General features: G+C 60.0%; 14 protein-coding genes and 1 pseudogene. 7 read left to right on the forward strand and 8 right to left on the reverse strand.

The window, feature by feature from the left end; translation table 11 throughout:
• Positions 1-271: 271 nt before the first annotated feature.
• Together ettA and gdhA are read left to right on the forward strand one after the other, a co-directional pair.
• Entirely contained in the window at positions 272-1,936 is a 1,665-nt protein-coding gene (gene ettA / locus CRO59_RS19390) for an energy-dependent translational throttle protein EttA (RefSeq protein WP_003228391.1), read from the forward strand.
• Between the two features lie 346 nt (positions 1,937-2,282).
• Positions 2,283-3,621: pseudogene (gene gdhA, locus CRO59_RS19395) on the forward strand (NADP-specific glutamate dehydrogenase).
• On the opposite strand, the gene CRO59_RS19400 reads toward gdhA, so the two are convergent.
• The 4 genes from CRO59_RS19400 to CRO59_RS19415 form a co-directional block, all read right to left on the reverse strand.
• The gene (locus CRO59_RS19400) at positions 3,618-4,112 is read right to left on the reverse strand and encodes a GreA/GreB family elongation factor (protein ID WP_097089266.1); all 495 of its coding nucleotides are present in this window, start codon (positions 4,110-4,112) and stop codon (positions 3,618-3,620) included. The pseudogene gdhA and the gene CRO59_RS19400 sit on opposite strands and share 4 nt — an antisense overlap.
• Positions 4,113-4,183: 71 nt before the next feature.
• Positions 4,184-4,540, reverse strand: coding sequence for a hypothetical protein (locus CRO59_RS19405; RefSeq protein WP_097089264.1), 357 nt, complete (start codon positions 4,538-4,540; stop codon positions 4,184-4,186).
• Between the two features lie 217 nt (positions 4,541-4,757).
• Positions 4,758-6,611: a DUF4105 domain-containing protein gene (locus CRO59_RS19410; RefSeq protein ID WP_097089262.1), complete on the reverse strand. Its 1,854-nt coding sequence runs from the start codon at positions 6,609-6,611 to the stop codon at positions 4,758-4,760.
• A gap of 264 nt (positions 6,612-6,875) precedes the next feature.
• A complete protein-coding gene (locus CRO59_RS19415) occupies positions 6,876-7,364 on the reverse strand; it encodes a DUF3015 domain-containing protein (RefSeq protein WP_007909797.1) in 489 nt (162 codons plus the stop codon).
• Between the two features lie 277 nt (positions 7,365-7,641).
• On the opposite strand from CRO59_RS19415, the gene CRO59_RS19420 reads away from it, so the two are divergent.
• Positions 7,642-10,080 carry a Lon protease family protein gene (locus CRO59_RS19420; RefSeq protein ID WP_027612829.1) on the forward strand — a complete coding sequence of 813 codons (2,439 nt, stop codon included), beginning with the start codon at positions 7,642-7,644 and terminating at the stop codon, positions 10,078-10,080.
• 264 nt (positions 10,081-10,344) lie between these two features.
• A complete protein-coding gene (locus tag CRO59_RS19425) occupies positions 10,345-10,674 on the forward strand; it encodes a hypothetical protein (RefSeq protein ID WP_007963794.1) in 330 nt (109 codons plus the stop codon).
• A 6-nt stretch (positions 10,675-10,680) separates the two neighbouring features.
• Here the strand turns inward: CRO59_RS19425 and CRO59_RS19430 are convergent, their stop codons facing one another.
• Positions 10,681-12,513 carry a hypothetical protein gene (locus CRO59_RS19430; RefSeq protein WP_097089260.1) on the reverse strand — a complete coding sequence of 611 codons (1,833 nt, stop codon included), beginning with the start codon at positions 12,511-12,513 and terminating at the stop codon, positions 10,681-10,683.
• 174 nt (positions 12,514-12,687) lie between these two features.
• Here CRO59_RS19430 and CRO59_RS19435 point away from each other — a divergent pair, with 174 nt between their 5' ends.
• The 3 genes from CRO59_RS19435 to CRO59_RS19445 all read left to right on the forward strand — a co-directional run bounded on the left by CRO59_RS19435 (position 12,688) and on the right by CRO59_RS19445 (position 14,356).
• Positions 12,688-13,176: a TIGR00645 family protein gene (locus CRO59_RS19435; RefSeq protein ID WP_007963798.1), complete on the forward strand. Its 489-nt coding sequence runs from the start codon at positions 12,688-12,690 to the stop codon at positions 13,174-13,176.
• A gap of 135 nt (positions 13,177-13,311) precedes the next feature.
• Positions 13,312-13,617 (forward strand): DUF6482 family protein, encoded by a 306-nt coding sequence (locus CRO59_RS19440; protein ID WP_027612827.1) that lies wholly within the window; start codon positions 13,312-13,314, stop codon positions 13,615-13,617.
• A 121-nt stretch (positions 13,618-13,738) separates the two neighbouring features.
• A complete protein-coding gene (locus CRO59_RS19445; RefSeq protein ID WP_003228367.1) occupies positions 13,739-14,356 on the forward strand; it encodes an FKBP-type peptidyl-prolyl cis-trans isomerase in 618 nt (205 codons plus the stop codon).
• A 136-nt stretch (positions 14,357-14,492) separates the two neighbouring features.
• On the opposite strand, the gene CRO59_RS19450 is transcribed toward CRO59_RS19445, so the two are convergent.
• The 3 genes from CRO59_RS19450 to CRO59_RS19460 form a co-directional block, all read right to left on the reverse strand.
• Positions 14,493-14,750, reverse strand: coding sequence for a hypothetical protein (locus CRO59_RS19450; protein ID WP_003228365.1), 258 nt, complete (start codon positions 14,748-14,750; stop codon positions 14,493-14,495).
• 204 nt (positions 14,751-14,954) lie between these two features.
• Positions 14,955-15,296, reverse strand: coding sequence for a zinc ribbon domain-containing protein YjdM (locus tag CRO59_RS19455; protein WP_003228364.1), 342 nt, complete (start codon positions 15,294-15,296; stop codon positions 14,955-14,957).
• A 124-nt stretch (positions 15,297-15,420) separates the two neighbouring features.
• Positions 15,421-16,389, reverse strand: a complete 969-nt coding sequence (locus CRO59_RS19460) for a polyprenyl synthetase family protein (protein ID WP_003228362.1) — start codon at positions 16,387-16,389, stop codon at positions 15,421-15,423.
• Positions 16,390-16,414 lie beyond the last annotated feature (25 nt).

Genomic DNA, 16,414 nt, shown 5'->3' on the forward strand with positions numbered 1-16,414 from the left:
TTTGGCTGGACTGGCGCGACGTGCACTATAAGCCGGACGCCCGAAGGGCGGCTAGCATGCCTTGAGTTGTGGCGAAGTGCCAGCCCCACTCGGCTGGACTGCCACCGGTCATTAAGGTAGCTTTGCCGGTTACGCGGGAGCGTTCCAGCTCCTAGAATCAGACTTTTTTCCGCGCGCACGCATTGATCACCATCAAGTGAACGACGCGCATGGTCTGGCCGGGCATCGCCTGCGCTCCAATCATTCATCTGTCACTGACCCAAGGTTCTCCATGGCTCAATACGTCTTCACCATGCATCGGCTGGGCAAAGTTGTTCCGCCGAAGCGGGAAATCCTGAAAAACATTTCGCTGTCGTTCTTTCCCGGCGCCAAGATCGGCGTACTCGGCCTCAACGGTTCGGGTAAATCCACGCTGCTGAAAATCATGGCCGGCGTCGACACCGAGTTCGAGGGCGAAGCCCGTCCGATGCCGGATCTGAACATCGGTTATCTGCCGCAAGAGCCACAACTTGATCCGACCAAGACCGTGCGTGAAGTGGTCGAGGAAGCGGTCAGCGTGATCAAGGATGCGCAGGCGCGTCTGGACGAGGTCTACGCCGCTTACGCTGATCCGGATGCCGATTTCGACAAACTGGCTGCCGAACAGGCCAAGCTCGAAGCGATCCTGCAGGCCAGCGATGGTCATAACCTGGAGCGTCAACTGGAAGTCGCGGCCGACGCCCTGCGTCTGCCGGCCTGGGACGCCAAGGTCGAACACCTGTCCGGTGGTGAAAAACGTCGTGTGGCCCTGTGCCGTCTGCTGCTGTCCGCTCCGGACATGCTGCTGCTCGACGAACCGACCAACCACCTGGACGCTGATTCGGTGGCGTGGCTGGAGCACTTCCTGCACGACTTCCCGGGCACCGTGGTCGCGATCACGCACGACCGTTACTTCCTCGACAACGTTGCCGGCTGGATTCTGGAACTCGACCGCGGCGCGGGCATTCCTTACGAAGGCAACTACTCGGGTTGGCTCGAAGCCAAGTCCGATCGTCTGGCGGCCGAATCCAAGCAGCAGTCGGCTCACGAAAAAGCCATGAAGGAAGAACTGGAGTGGGTGCGCAAAGGCGCGAAAGCCCGTCAGTCGAAATCCAAGGCTCGTCTGCAACGCTTCGAAGAAATGCAGTCGCAGGAATTCCAGAAGCGTTCGGAAACCAACGAGATCTACATCCCGGCCGGTCCGCGTCTGGGCGACAAGGTCATCGAATTCAAGAACGTCACCAAGGGCTACGGCGATCGCGTGCTGATCGACAACCTGTCGTTCTCCATGCCGAAGGGCGCCATTGTCGGCGTGATCGGTGGTAACGGTGCCGGTAAGTCGACCCTGTTCCGCATGCTGATGGGCAAGGAAACTCCGGATTCCGGCACCATCGAAGTCGGCGAAACCGTGCAACTGGCCTGCGTTGACCAGAGCCGCGAAGACCTCGACGGCAGCAAGACCGTGTTCCAGCAGATCTCCGACGGTTCCGATCAGATCCGCATCGGCAACTACGAGATCCCATCGCGCACTTATGTCGGTCGCTTCAACTTCAAGGGCGGCGACCAGCAGAAGTTCGTCAAGGACCTGTCCGGTGGTGAGCGCGGTCGTCTGCACCTGGCGCTGACCCTGAAGGAGGGCGGCAACGTCCTGCTGCTCGACGAACCGTCCAACGACCTCGACGTTGAAACCCTGCGTTCGCTGGAAGAAGCCCTGCTGGACTTCCCGGGCGCCGCCATTGTGATCTCTCACGATCGCTGGTTCCTGGACCGCGTCGCGACCCACATCCTGGCGTACGAAGACGACTCGCAAGCGGTGTTCTTCGAAGGTAACTACACCGAGTACGAAGCCGACCGCAAAAAGCGCCTCGGCGAAGCGGCGGCCCAGCCACATCGGGTACGCCACAAGAAACTGGCCTGATTCGGGTTGGTTGCATGAAAAAGCGGAGCCTTCGGGCTCCGTTTTTTTTGAGTTTTTTTCAGTGATACCGAGTCGTGGCCATCGCGAGCAGGCTCACTCCTACAATTGAAATACGGTCCCCTGTAGGAGTGAGCCTGCTCGAGATAGCGGTGTAATTGTTGGTGCATTACTTCGATTTGACCTCCCCATTCAGGTGCAAAACCAGCTCAAAAAACCGCCTGATTTATATCCTGTGCACCATTTAATTTCATAACTGCGACATTTTGCGCTGTTCCTGTGCGCAAATCGTTTGCTACAGTCCGGCTCAATCGCTTCCAACGACAATAAATTTGCCGAGACTTTTCCCATGATCGAATCCGTCGAATCCTTCCTCGCCCGCCTGAAAAAACGCGACCCGGATCAACCCGAATTCCACCAGGCCGTCGAAGAGGTCCTGCGCAGTCTGTGGCCGTTTCTCGAAGCCAAATCCGCGTTACCTGACCTCAGGCATTCTGGAGCGCATCTGCGAGCCGGAGCGCGCAGTGGTGTTCCGCGTGTCGTGGGTCGACGATCAGGGCAAGGTCCAGGTCAATCGCGGGTTCCGCATTCAGATGAACAGCGCGATCGGCCCGTACAAGGGCGGCTTGCGCTTCCATCCTTCGGTGAACATGGGCGTGCTGAAGTTTCTCGCCTTCGAACAGACTTTCAAGAACTCCCTGACCTCATTGCCCATGGGCGGCGGCAAGGGCGGTTCGGACTTCGATCCGAAGGGCAAGAGCGACGCCGAAGTCATGCGTTTCTGCCAGGCGTTCATGAGCGAGCTGTACCGCCACATCGGCGCGGACGTTGACGTGCCGGCCGGCGATATCGGTGTCGGGGCGCGGGAGATCGGTTTCCTGTTTGGCCAGTACAAACGCCTGAGCAACCAGTTCACCAGCGTGTTCACCGGTAAAGGCATGACCTACGGCGGCAGCCTGATTCGCCCGGAAGCCACCGGTTTCGGTTGCGTGTACTTCGCCGAGGAGATGCTCAAGCGCCGCGAGCAGACCGTTGAAGGCAAGCGCGTGGCGATCTCCGGTTCCGGCAACGTCGCGCAGTACGCGGCGCGCAAGGTCATGGACCTGGGCGGCAAGGTGATTTCGCTGTCCGACTCCGAAGGCACGCTGTACTGCGAATCGGGCTTGAGCGAAGAACAGTGGCAGGCGCTGCTGGAGCTGAAAAACGTCAAACGCGGACGCATCAGCGAACTGGCCACGGCGTTCGGTCTGGAGTTCCGCGCCGGTCAGTTGCCCTGGTCGCTGTCGTGCGACATCGCGCTGCCGTGTGCCACGCAGAACGAATTCGATGCAGACGCCGCACGTACGCTGCTGCGCAACGGCTGCGTATGCGTGGCCGAGGGCGCGAACATGCCGACCACGCTTGCGGCTGTGGATATCTTCGTCGAGGCCGGCATTCTGTTCGCCCCGGGCAAGGCGTCAAACGCCGGCGGGGTCGCGGTCAGCGGTCTGGAGATGTCGCAGAACGCCATGCGCCTGCTGTGGACGGCGGGTGAGGTGGACAGCAAGCTGCACGCGATCATGCAGTCGATCCACTACGCCTGCGTGCATTACGGCGAAGAGAACGGACGGATCAACTACGTCAAAGGCGCGAACATCGCCGGCTTCGTCAAAGTCGCCGATGCGATGCTCGCGCAGGGTGTGGTTTAAGCCGGTTCGATGCGAATCACTTCAATCACCTGATCGCCAGCGGGGCGCTGCCACAGCACTTCGTCATTGAGCCGGGCGCCGAGCAGCGCCCGGCCCAGCGGCGAAGCCCAGTTGATCAGGCCCTGGCTGGCGTCGGCCTGATCTTCGCCGACCAGTTGCACCCGACTTTCGGTGTTGTGTTCGTCGGCGTAGGTCACCCAGCTGCCGATCTGCACTTTATCGGTCGAGATCGCCGGGGCCGCGACCTGTGCGCTGGCGAGGCGTTGGTTGAAGTAGCGCAAATCTCTTTCGAGATCGGCTTGGCGCTGCTTGTCGGTCTGTTCGCCCTTGGCCGATTGTTCGGCGTGCAAGGCTTGCAGTTCGGCGACTTTAGCCTGCAACTGCACCAATCCTTGGGGGGTGACGTAATTGGGCTGCGCACTGACCTGCCGTTCGACGGGCTGATCGGCTTGCGCAGCGGCGTTATCTTCGTTGACGAAAGCGCGGCTCATGCTGTCCTCCTCTGCAAAGAGTTTGGGCCATGGTCGCCGGCATTTGGTTTCACTGGATGTCTGGAAGCGACCTATTGCGAGCGATAAGCCCGCCCGGCGTCCTGATCTTTCTGCTGCTGCCAGGCGCGCTCGCGTTCGTCCCAGTGCTCGTTGCGATACTCTTCGCGATCCTTGTTTTCCAGCATTGCCTGGCACTGGCGGAAGCCGTCGGTCCAGCCTTCGGCGTATTGCTTGTCCTTGAGATAGCGCGGCACGTTCTTGCGAAACTCGCCACTGATCGAACCGGCGGCTTGCCGGCCACTGACGCAGCCATCGTCAAAACCGTCGGCGAAGGCCGGTGGATAACCTTTGGCGATCAAGTCTTCGTGGGTGGTCTGGCAACCCCCGAGCAACAGCAAAACACCCAACAGCCCCGCACACCGCCCCATCGCACTCTCCCGCGCCGATTCTCGGCTGATAGGGAAAGTCTAGAAGCGGATTCGTCGGGCGTTGGTGAAAGACATGTAAGTAATTCGTTGAATACCGGAGAACCCTGTGGGAGCGGGCTTGCTCGCGAAAGCGGGGATCAGTCGAGATTTGAATCGCCTGACACGACGCCTTCGCGAGCAAGCCCGCTCCCTCAGGGGGTATTGATTAGGCTTCAGATCAGTAGTGGTACCACTTCACCTCAAGCATCACTTCGGTTTCCGGTGTCGCCACATGACTGAACTCACGCTGCGCACTCAGGCGCAAACCGAGGTTGCGCGACAGCTCCCATTGCTGATTCAGGCTTAAGCTACGGCGTACTTCACCATTGAAGAAGTAATCGCCCTTGGCTTCCAGGCTGAGATTGCCCAACGGGTTTTTCCACAACACGCCGGTATTGAAACCGCCGGCCGGGGAGACGAACTCGGCGAAGTCATTGTTGTGTTCAACGCGCACGGTGCCGAGGGCAAAACCCAATACGTCATCACCTAACGCCCAGGTACCGCCACCACCACCGTTGACGTGGCTGACCAGCGTCTCGTCATCATGCTTGCCCGGTACTCGCTCAAGGCCACCGGTGACTTGCCACGACAGAGGCTGCAGCAGTTCATTGCGCGGGGTCAGCGAGCGGATGGTCGCCAGGTCCAGTTGCTGGAACTGCCACTGGTTGCCTTCATACTGGCGCAGCTTCATCTGTAGAATTTCGATCTGCGCGCCGAGGGGGAAGCTTTCGGCGTTGTCGTTGAGATCGTGATAGGCCATGCGCAAACCGTACTCACCGAACGCACGATCACCGCGGGTGCCGACGCCGGTCTGCCAGGTGCGGGATTCGTGGCCGTCTTCGGGCAGGCCCGGTTGCGGGATCTGCAGCTCCGGCGCCGGGTTCTTGTTGATCGCCCGCAGCAGATCGAAGCTGCGCTGAGCGCGTTGCACATCACGCTCCTGGCCGTTGGCGCGGTAGCGCTCGAGACGATATGCCGCATCGATGATCAGCGCCTGACGATCCCGGGGCAGGGCCTTGAAGGTCGGCTCCTGCAACACCTGTTGATCGGCGCTGACCTTCAGCACCCATTGCTGTTCTTCGTTATTCAACGGCTCGGCGCGGCTGAGCAATTCACGCTCGCGTGACGGGCGATATTCGATACTTTCCACCAGCCCGGCCTCTTTCACCGCTTTGACCGTATCGGTAGGGATGGCGGTCAGCGGGAATTGCTCGGTCAGGCGCAGGCTTGGACGCGCCACTTGCAGCAGTTCGAGCAGGCGATACGAGCAGTTTTCGTCGAAGAAGAAATAGTCGAACTGGATCTGCTTCAGCTCCCACACATGCTCGACCATGCGTGCGGTTTCTGCTTGTGTCAGGTTCAGCCGGTATTCCCACAGGTCGCGGTTTTCCAGGCTGCGGTACTCGGAGAGTTTTTCCTGGTACGGCACCAGTGCGAACAGCCCGGGATAGCCACCCATCAGGCCCTTCCAGGCGTAGAGAATGCTGTTGTCCGAGCCTTCAATGTAAGCGCCGAAGTTGATCGCGTAACTCAGCAGTGAAGTCTTGTCGGCCTGCACGTCAGCCTGATCGATGCGCAACAGCGTGTGGCCGAACATCGACGACGGGCTGTTGAGGTAGGCCGCCGGGAAGATCATCACCGCGCTGTGCGGCGAGACGTCCTTGAACCACTTCTTGAATTCGGCGCAATCGGGGGCGGGCAGATCGCTGAGGTTGAGCTGTGCTTTCAACCAGCGCGTACGCGCCGGGTAGACGCACTGCGCATGCTGTTCGCCGAGACTGGCCGGGGCGTACAGCGCCTGCACGGTGGCGGCCAGCTCATGGTCGGGGTGTTCGTTGCCATCGGGCGCAAGAAAGAATTTCCTGTCGCTGACATAGCTGCGCCAGCCGCCAAGCTTGGCGGTTTCGTAATGACCGAGGGAAATCCAGAAGCGGTCGTTGGCCAGTTGCTGCAAACGTTGAGGGTCGATGTGAGGCGCGGCGGACAGCGGGGCGCAGACACAGAGCGCCAGCCAGGCAAGGCGTTTGAGCATAAGTGGCAACTTAAGTCGAAAGAAAATAAAACCCGGATCGGGCTGCGATCACTCCCCTGTGGCGAGGGGATTTATCCCCGATGGGCTGCGAAGCGGCCCTCATACCTGCAAAACTCGGTGTATCAGATACACCGAATTGAATGGTTTCACGACTGCTCCGCAGCCGATCGGGGATAAATCCCCTCACCACAGGTTCAGCGTCACATTCGAGTGATTGCACTCAAAACAAAACCCGCTTCCCGAAAGAAGCGGGTGGGGTCGAGCTTAAGCCTGAGTTGCGTACTTGGCCAGACGTGGGTCCGACTTCAGCACGGCCAGGGTGTTGGTATGCACGTCTTCTGCGGTCACGTCAGCTTTGCTGAAGATCTGCTGGAAGTGCTCGTGAGTGACAGCAGCGAAGTGCGCACGGTCTTCCGGCGCCACGCCCAGTACCACGGCGTAGGTCGTCAGCGCTTCGCCGTTGCCCTTGGCCATGTCTTCGGACAGCTCGTTCATCATGCCATTCATGGCGAACCAGGATTTACCGCCGTAGGTCAGCGACGCGTTGGTCGAGCAACCGTTGGTGCCGGAAGTCATACCGAACGTAGCGTTACCGGAGGTGCCGTTAGTGGTGGATGCCAGGAAGTGTGCCGGGGTGCCACGCTGACCTTCGAACAGCATGTTGCCCCAACCGCAATCCGGGCCACCCGGGGCTTGCGCCATGGCGTTGATGGAAACAGCGGTGAAGAGAGTACCGAGAAGAATCCGTTTCATAGCTTTGTTCTCTTTGTGTGCATACCAATGGACAGGGTTCTGACACCTGAAGGTGCCAGTGGGCCAGTATTCGTTCCAGCCGCGCAGTTTGGAGTTTAGGCACGTTCCAGGGGTTCCGTGAGTTTTTACAAAAGATTTGGCGATAACCCCGATTTGCCGGGGGGCGGGGCAGGGTCACCCGGTTGTCTATGCTTTGTCGTGTGGCGCGCCTTGCCAGTGGGGCACGGGCAGCGCCAGAATGCCGCTATCCGCCCCGCCTGATTGTTAAGGAAGCCCGATGCCTGATCCTGTTGCTGCCAGCCTGCGTATAGCGCCCGAAGCGCTGACTCGTCCGTTTTCCGCTGAACAGTTCAGCTTCACTACCACCAATGATCTGGAGCCCTTTCGCGGTGTGCTCGGCCAGGAACGTGCGGTCGAAGCCTTGCAGTTCGGTGTGGCGATGCCACGCCCCGGTTACAACGTCTTTGTCATGGGCGAGCCCGGCACTGGCCGCTTCTCGTTCGTCAAACGCTACCTGAAGGCCGAAGGCAAGCGCCTGCAGACCCCGGCGGACTGGGTCTACGTCAATAATTTCGATGAGCCGCGCGAGCCCCGCGCGCTGGAATTGCCTTCTGGCACTGCGGCTTCGTTCATCGGTGACATCAACGGCCTGATCGATAACCTGCTGGCAACCTTTCCGGCCGTGTTCGAACACCCGTCCTACCAGCAGAAGAAAAGCGCCATCGACCGCGCCTTCAACCAGCGCTACGACAAGGCCCTCGATATCATCGAGCGGCTGGCGCTGGAGAAGGACGTCGCCCTGTACCGCGACAGCAGCAATATCGCCTTCACGCCGATGCTTGAAGGCAAGGCGCTGGATGAAGCGGAATTCGCCCAATTGCCGGAAGCCGAGCGCGAACGGTTTCACGAAGACATCTCCGGCCTCGAAGAGCGTCTGAACGAAGAACTCGCCAGCCTGCCGCAGTGGAAGCGTGAGTCGAACAATCAACTGCGTCAGCTCAACGAGGAAACCATCACCCTGGCCTTGCAGCCGTTGCTCTCGCCGTTGTCCGAGAAGTACGCGGAGAACGCTGCGGTCTGCGGTTACCTGCAAGCGATGCAGGTGTACTTGCTGAAAACCGTGGTCGAGCAACTGGTCGACGACAGCAAGACCGACGCCGTGGCGCGCAAGCTGCTGGAAGAGCAATACGCGCCGAGCCTGGTGGTCGGGCATCCGGCCAGCGGCGGGGCGCCGGTGGTGTTCGAGCCGCACCCGACTTACGAAAACCTGTTCGGGCGCATCGAGTACACCACCGATCAGGGCGCGCTTTACACCACTTACCGGCAGTTACGCCCAGGTGCTTTGCATCGCGCCAACGGCGGCTTCCTGATCCTTGAAGCGGAAAAAATGCTCAGCGAGCCGTTCGTGTGGGACGCGCTGAAGCGTGCCCTGCAATCGCGCAAACTGAAAATGGAGTCGCCGCTGGGCGAGATGGGCCGTTTCGCCACCGTGACCCTCAACCCGCAACATATTCCGTTGCAGGTCAAAGTCATCATCATCGGTGCGCGACAGTTGTACTACACGCTGCAGGACCTGGATCCGGACTTCCAGGAGATGTTCCGCGTGCTGGTCGACTTCGACGAAGACATCCCGATGGTCGACGAAAGCCTGGAGCAATTTGCCCAGTTGCTGAAAACCCGCACTTCGGAAGAAGGCATGGCACCGCTGACCGCCGATGCGGTGGCGCGTCTGGCGACCTACAGCGCGCGGCTGGCCGAGCATCAGGGGCGTTTGTCGGCGCGGATCGGCGATCTGTTCCAACTGGTCAGCGAGGCGGACTTCATCCGTCATCTGGCCGGCGATGAAATGACCGATGCCGGGCACATCGAGCGTGCGCTGAAAGCCAAGGCCACTCGCACCGGTCGGGTCTCGGCGCGGATTCTCGACGACATGCTCGCCGGGATCATCCTGATCGACACCGACGGCGCGGCGGTCGGCAAGTGCAACGGGCTGACTGTGCTCGAAGTGGGTGATTCGGCGTTCGGTGTGCCGGCGCGGATTTCCGCCACGGTGTACCCGGGCGGCAGCGGTATCGTCGACATCGAGCGCGAGGTCAACCTGGGTCAGCCGATCCACTCCAAAGGCGTGATGATCCTTACCGGGTACCTGGGCAGCCGTTACGCTCAGGAATTCCCGCTGGCGATCTCCGCGAGCATCGCGCTGGAGCAATCCTACGGTTACGTCGATGGCGACAGTGCGTCGCTGGGCGAGGCTTGCACGCTGATTTCGGCGCTGTCGAAAACTCCACTGAAGCAGTGTTTTGCGATCACCGGTTCGATCAACCAGTTCGGCGAAGTGCAGGCAGTCGGCGGGGTCAACGAGAAAATCGAGGGCTTCTTCCGTCTCTGCGAAGCACGTGGGTTGACCGGCGAGCAGGGCGCGATCATTCCGCAGGCCAACGTCGCCACGCTGATGCTCGACGAGAAGGTGCTGGCGGCGGTGCGCGCCGGTCAGTTCCACGTGTACGCGGTGCGTCAGGCCGATGAGGCGCTGAGCCTGTTGGTCGGCGAGCCGGCCGGTGAGCCGGATGCTGACGGTCAGTTCCCCGAGGGCAGCGTCAATGCGCGCGTGGTCGAGCGTCTGCGGGTGATTGCCGAGATGATCAGTGAAGACGACCTGAAAGAGGCGGAAAAGGAACTGGCGCAGGAGGCACTAGCCGAAGCCAAACCAGCCTGACCGCAAACGCGGTAAAAACTGTGGGAGGGGGCTTGCTCCCTCCCACAGTTGTTTTTCCAGATTGATTTTTGCGCTGATCTTCGGGAAAAGTGCCACTACTCTGACGTCAGAATTCACACAATGACCATTCGGCGCCTTCTGGTTCTATCCAGCTTGCGCAGCGGACTTTTCTTCTATTCTCTGCTCAAGGACATCGACAGTATCACTGGATCGAAACAGCCTTCGCGTGAAGGCTGAATACAGGCTTTACCGAGGGTCGCCGCCATGTCGCGCAACCTCTGCCTCACCCGTCAGTGCCTGGGTCTCGTGACCCGCATCGAATGCGCCATCAAACCGTTGGCCGGCGATAACGGCATGTGGACCTTGCTCTTCGCTGCCGGCATGGCCGGCGAACAACCCTCCGCCATCAAGGCCCAGGGCCCGTTTCACGGGCCGGTCGCCGCCGAGTCGATTCTCGACACTATTGTGGAAAGCCTGACGATGCACGGCTACGAGCTGGCCGACGATCCGCAGATCTGGAGCCTGCACCTGCAGGCACAGTTGCGCCAGATCAATGGCGGGCGTGGGCGTACGGTCGGCGTGTTCGACCACTAGGCGCAATCATGGCGCGGTGTCGGACTGCTGCGCCTTGTCGAGTTTGACCTCAAAGCCGTATTGCACGGTATTGAGCTCGGTCCGCTGATAGGTCTCCACGTGCGTTGGACGACCATAGAAGTAATGCACGCCGAACAGCGCCGGGCCATCCGCACTCGCGTCATGACTGACCGAGAGAATCTGTTTCAGGTAGTTGCCGCTGTCGTCCTTGACGAAGAATCGCCAGGCGTTGGCCGGAAACAGTTTCAGGTCCACCACCAAGGTGTTGTTCTTGATCTCCAGGCCTTTGGGCAGGGATTTGGCGTCGTAGGCTTTTTTCTCCACGCTGGCGAGAAACAGCGGCATCGACCCCACGGCAATCGCCGGGGTTTCCGGGAACAGGTTCAAATCGTAAGTAATGGTCGCTTGCAGCGGATCGACCTGATACGCCTCGGGCGGCAGTTCGATCGGCTCATCGAGTTTGCCGCTGCGTTTCTCGGTGAAGAACGTCACGGGACTCTCGCCGGGGCTGAAATCATCACCGAGCAATTCATCGTTGAAGGTTCGCCGGTGAGAGAACTCGATGCGTGCAGCGCTCGGATCCTCCACGGACTGATGGATGCGGATACCGGCCTTCAACGCTTCCTCGGTGAGGCTTGCGCCCTTGAGCCAGTTCGGCGCCAGATCGTCATAGACGACCACCGCCGGGTCCAGCGGTTGGATGGCTTTTTCGGTGGTGTGCTGGCTGAAAGTGCGCACTGGCAGATCCAGTGTTTTGCGGGTCACGGTTGCCGATGAGAAATCCAGCACGCTGACTTCGAGGGTGTCGATGGGGCCGTTGAAGTAGACCTTGTTGTAGCGGCGCGGATGCTGCTGCTCGAAGGTCTGCTGTTCGTCCTCGAGCTGTTTTTCCAACGCCTCGCTCCAGGTTTTCTGTTGTTGCAGATGCGCCAGTTGTTTCTCGTAGAAGGCGACTTGTGCCGGGCTCTCATTGATTGAGCCGGCGCGCACCAGGTATTGCCCGCTGGTGTCACGGGCCTGAACGATGACTGGATTGAGCTGCGCACCCTCGACCTCAGGGGCCAATGGCAGGCTGTTGCTGAATTCGACTTCGGCGTAGTTCTTTTCAAGCTTCAGCAGGGTGACGCTGAGGTTGTCATCGGTGCGGGTCTGGCCGACGTCCTTCTGGCTCAGGTTGAAGCTGAACAGGCGGCGCGGCGCGATGACTTCGACTTTGCCTTGCAGGCTCACCGGTTGTGGCTGGCTCTTCTTGTCCACGTCCAGCCCTTCGATGAACGGGTAGGTCACGGTCAGGTCATCGGGGTTGTTGACGTTGGAGCTGGACGGGCTCAACTGAATGCCGGGATCGGTTTCCGACCACTCCGGCTGATAGGCGATCACGCGCTTGTTGCTCAGGGTCACCGACTGCCATTCCACGCCGTGCGGGAATAGAAAGCCGCCGGGAATGTTCAGGTTGAACGGGAATACCGGTTGCAGGTCGGTAAGGTAATCGGAGCTGGCGTCCTTGTGCAGCACGAACAGTCCGTTGATAAAGGTATCGACCAGCGCCTGCGGCGAAGGGTAGTGCTTGAGGATGCCGAGGGTGTCTTCACCATAGACGGTTTTCAGCGGGGTGCTGTCGAGCTTGAGCTGCGCGCGTTCGAGCAGCAGCAGCGAACCGCCGAGTTCGGTCACGGCATCTTTGAGTTTCGGGTCGGTAATGGCGTCCAGTGAGTGTTCGAAGGCTGCCGTCTTCGCGTCGAGGCTGACCGAGGGCTTTTTCTCATCGCCGGGTGAGCAGCCACCCAGCAGTAGAACGAGGCAAACTCCGGCAGTCGTCAACGGTAATCGCACATGCATTTCCAGTCGTCCTGTCCACTTTCGCTAGGCGGTCAATGGTTTGGACAGTAGCAGAAAAAAATTCACACACACACGCAGGTTGCGGTGATGGGAGGTGCGAGCCGGGCGGTTTCTGGCGGTCACGGGCGGCTGGTATACTCGCCGCCGATTTCAATCCTTATTGTGTGAGAGTCAATGGAACGCTTTATCGAAAATGCAATGTACGCCACGCGCTGGCTGCTGGCGCCGATCTATATCGGGCTGTCCCTCGGGCTGCTGGCGCTGGCATTGAAATTCTTCCAGGAAGTGTTTCATGTCATTCCCAACGTGTTTTCCATGGCCGAATCGGATCTGATCCTGGTGCTGCTGTCGCTGATTGACATGGCGCTGGTGGGCGGCTTGTTGGTGATGGTGATGATTTCCGGCTACGAGAACTTCGTGTCCGAGCTGAACATCGACGAAGGCAAAGAGAAGCTCAGCTGGCTGGGCACCATGGACTCCTCGTCGCTGAAGATGAAAGTGGCGGCGTCGATCGTGGCGATTTCCTCGATCCACCTGCTGCGGATCTTCATGGATGCCAAGAACGTCGATCCCGAGCACCTGATGTGGTACGTGATCATCCACATGACCTTCGTGATTTCGGCGTTCGCGATGGGTTACCTGGACAAGCTCACCAAGCACTGATCATTGGCTGAACGCTGCAAAAACACCGCCCGTCTGTTGCGAAACAGACGGGCGGTGTCGTTTGTGGCTTGTGCTTTGGCGCGCGCGGGCATATCCCTGTAAGAGTCCTGGCTCGCCACCGCACGAGGTGCGTTCATGAACCTGCAAGAGTTGAATGCGTTTGCCATCGCCAGAAAGGTCGATGAGCTGAACCTGATCTCCATGGAGGGCGGGATTTATCTGCTCGAAGCGCGGATGCACGGGGCGGCGTATCCGCTGAGTGATCTCAAGGGCGAGATGCTGCAGCTGCGCTCGGTGGAGCATGCACGGGATCTTTTGCATAACTTTCCGGTGCTGCCGTTCAACCTTGTGCACACCTCGGTGCACGACGAAATGTGCGGCCTGGGCGGCAGCGTCGATGAAAGCCTGAAAGTGCCACTGGCTTGGCGTTCGGCCCTATAGGCCTTGCGCCCCATCGCCGGGCATCTGTGCTAGTCTGCTCGCCCTTTTGGTTCCGGGCGCGCCGGGACGCGCTGTGCACGCACGGCAAGTCTGATGGCCGTCCGCACAGCGGAGCAGTGTCATGTCCGAAGTAAATCTGTCCACCGACGAAACCCGCGTCAGCTACGGTATTGGCCGTCAGCTGGGTGACCAGCTGCGCGACAACCCGCCACCGGGTGTCAGCCTGGACGCCATCCTGGCCGGTCTGACCGACGCATTCGCCGGCAAGCCAAGCCGTGTCGATCAGGAAGCCATGTCCGCCAGCTTCAAGGTTATCCGCGAGATCATGCAAGCCGAAGCCGCCGCCAAAGCTGAAGCGGCTGCCGGTGAAGGCCGTGCTTTCCTGGCTGAAAACGCCAAGAAAGAAGGCATCACTACTCTGGCTTCCGGTCTGCAATTCGAAGTGCTGACCCAGGGCGAAGGCGCCAAGCCGTCCCGTGAAGACACCGTGCGTACTCACTACCACGGCATGCTGATCGACGGCACTGTGTTCGACAGCTCCTACGATCGTGGCCAGCCAGCAGAATTCCCGGTTGGCGGCGTGATTGCTGGCTGGACCGAAGCTCTGCAACTGATGAATGCCGGCAGCAAATGGCGCTTGTACGTGCCGAGCGAACTGGCTTACGGCGCTCAAGGCGTCGGCAGCATCCCGCCGCACAGCGTTCTGGTATTCGACGTCGAGCTGCTGGACGTTCTGTAATGCCTGGCCTGTCCCGGTGACAGGTCAATAATGTGGGAGCGGGCTTGCTCGCGAAGGCGTCCTTTCAGGCAATCATTCGTTGCCTGACACAGCGCTTTCGCCAGCAGGCTGGCTCCCACAGTTTTTTCCGCGCTACTCATATTTCGATCTTGTGATGCAGCTCATTGGTCGGGCGCAAGGCCCGGGCATAGCAGAACAGGAACAGATTGCGCACCAGCTCCTTGAGCACCAGCGGTTCGCTGGAATTCAGGCTGCTGACGTCCAGATCACCCTGATCCTGCAGCTCATGTAGGGCTTCTTCTTCCAGTACCGCACAGACTTCGCCGGTTTCCCGATGCAGGATCCTGAGGTACGGGTGTGGGCGGTCCAGCCAGGCATCGATCAAATAAGTCATGGGTCTCATCTCCTTGAAAGGTTTCAATGAGAATAATTCTTATTCGTCAAATAGCAAGTGCCTATTGGCGGAATGCGATTTTTTCCGGGTAAAGATTGCGTAAGGTCAAAACGGCTGGCGTCTGGCTATTACGCGAGAATGCGGGGGCTGGCGGGGAGGGTGACGCACCATCCCGCGGCGGGCGCGGGATGGATGACAGCAGGATCAGACCTTTCTGACGAACTCGGACTTGAGCTTCATCGGGCCGATGCCATCGATTTTGCAGTCGATGTCGTGGTCGCCGTCGCACAGGCGGATGTTCTTGACCTTGGTGCCGACCTTGACCACCAGCGAGGTGCCCTTGACCTTCAGGTCCTTGATCACGGTGATGGTGTCGCCGTCCTGCAGCACGTTGCCGACCGAATCTTTCTTCACGGCATCATCGGATGCCACTTCGGCTTCGCCGTTGGCCGACCACTCGTGGGCGCACTCAGGGCAGATCAGTTGGGCACCGTCTTCGTAGGTGTATTCGGAATTGCATTTCGGGCAGGGTGGCAACGTGCTCACTAAGGCTCCTTGGGATGTGGATCGCTAAAAGTCGCACATTGTATAAGGTTTTAGCGCGTAGAGGGCAGGCAACAAAAAGCCGCAGGCTTCGGCGGAAGGCTGCGGCTCTTTGATTGCGCGGTGATCAGTGCGTGCGGGCGACCGCAAATTCGCTCAATTCCACCAGTGCATCGCGGTATTCGCTGGCCGGCAGCGCGTCGAGGCACTTGATCGCACGGGCCACGTAGTCGCGGGCCAGTTGCGCGGTGTACTCCAGCGAACCCGAGGCTTCCACGGCGATGCGGATGCTTTCGAGGTCTTCGATCCCGCCTTTCTGGATCGCCTGACGTACCAGAGCAGCTTGCTCCGGCGTACCTTCGCGCATGGTGTAGATCAGCGGCAGGGTCGGCTTGCCTTCGGCCAGATCGTCACCGACGTTCTTGCCCAGAGTCTCGGCATCGCCCTTGTAGTCCAGCAGGTCGTCGACCAGCTGGAACGCCACGCCGAGGTGATCACCGAAGGTGCGCAGGGCTTCGCTCTGCTCGGCGGTGGCACCGGCCAGTGCGGCGGCGCTGTGGGTCGAGGCTTCGAAAAGCATCGCGGTCTTGCCGCGGATGACTTCCATGTAGGTTTCTTCGGTGGTGCTGGCGTCGCGTACCTTGGACAGTTGCAACACTTCGCCTTCGGCGATGATGCGCGTGGCCTGGGACAGGATCTTCATCACCGGCATCGAGCCCAGCTCGACCATCATTTCGAACGAGCGCGAGTACAGGAAGTCGCCTACCAGCACGCTCGGGGCGTTGCCCCACATGGCGTTGGCGGTCGAGCGGCCACGGCGCATGCCGGACATGTCGACCACGTCGTCATGCAGCAGGGTCGCGGTGTGCAGGAATTCGATGGTGGCGGCCAGCAGGCGCATGTCGTCGCCTTCGCGACCCAGGGCCTTGCCGCACAGCAGCACCAATAAAGGACGCAGGCGTTTGCCGCCAGCCGAGGTGATGTAATCGCCGATTTTCGATACCAGCGGCACTCGGGAAGTCAGCTGCTTCTTGATGATGCCGTCGACGGCGTTAAAATCGTCCGCCACCGCGCGGTAGAAAGCTTGGGGTTGCATCAGCGACAGTTGCTCCAGAAGGGTT

The sequence above is a fragment of the Pseudomonas sp. LAMO17WK12:I5 genome, assembly GCF_900215165.1.
GTDB lineage: Bacteria > Pseudomonadota > Gammaproteobacteria > Pseudomonadales > Pseudomonadaceae > Aquipseudomonas > Aquipseudomonas putida_A.

Bases quoted from the DNA above. Each gene is read 5' to 3' on its own strand.
- ettA (WP_003228391.1), top strand. From the start codon at position 272: ATGGCTCAATACGTCTTCACCATGCATCGGCTGGGCAAAGTTGTTCCG.
- CRO59_RS19400 (WP_097089266.1), bottom strand. From the start codon at position 4,112: ATGAGCCGCGCTTTCGTCAACGAAGATAACGCCGCTGCGCAAGCCGAT.
- CRO59_RS19405 (WP_097089264.1), bottom strand. From the start codon at position 4,540: ATGGGGCGGTGTGCGGGGCTGTTGGGTGTTTTGCTGTTGCTCGGGGGT.
- CRO59_RS19410 (WP_097089262.1), bottom strand. From the start codon at position 6,611: ATGCTCAAACGCCTTGCCTGGCTGGCGCTCTGTGTCTGCGCCCCGCTG.
- CRO59_RS19415 (WP_007909797.1), bottom strand. From the start codon at position 7,364: ATGAAACGGATTCTTCTCGGTACTCTCTTCACCGCTGTTTCCATCAAC.
- CRO59_RS19420 (WP_027612829.1), top strand. From the start codon at position 7,642: ATGCCTGATCCTGTTGCTGCCAGCCTGCGTATAGCGCCCGAAGCGCTG.
- CRO59_RS19425 (WP_007963794.1), top strand. From the start codon at position 10,345: ATGTCGCGCAACCTCTGCCTCACCCGTCAGTGCCTGGGTCTCGTGACC.
- CRO59_RS19430 (WP_097089260.1), bottom strand. From the start codon at position 12,513: ATGCATGTGCGATTACCGTTGACGACTGCCGGAGTTTGCCTCGTTCTA.
- CRO59_RS19435 (WP_007963798.1), top strand. From the start codon at position 12,688: ATGGAACGCTTTATCGAAAATGCAATGTACGCCACGCGCTGGCTGCTG.
- CRO59_RS19440 (WP_027612827.1), top strand. From the start codon at position 13,312: ATGAACCTGCAAGAGTTGAATGCGTTTGCCATCGCCAGAAAGGTCGAT.
- CRO59_RS19445 (WP_003228367.1), top strand. From the start codon at position 13,739: ATGTCCGAAGTAAATCTGTCCACCGACGAAACCCGCGTCAGCTACGGT.
- CRO59_RS19450 (WP_003228365.1), bottom strand. From the start codon at position 14,750: ATGACTTATTTGATCGATGCCTGGCTGGACCGCCCACACCCGTACCTC.
- CRO59_RS19460 (WP_003228362.1), bottom strand. From the start codon at position 16,389: ATGCAACCCCAAGCTTTCTACCGCGCGGTGGCGGACGATTTTAACGCC.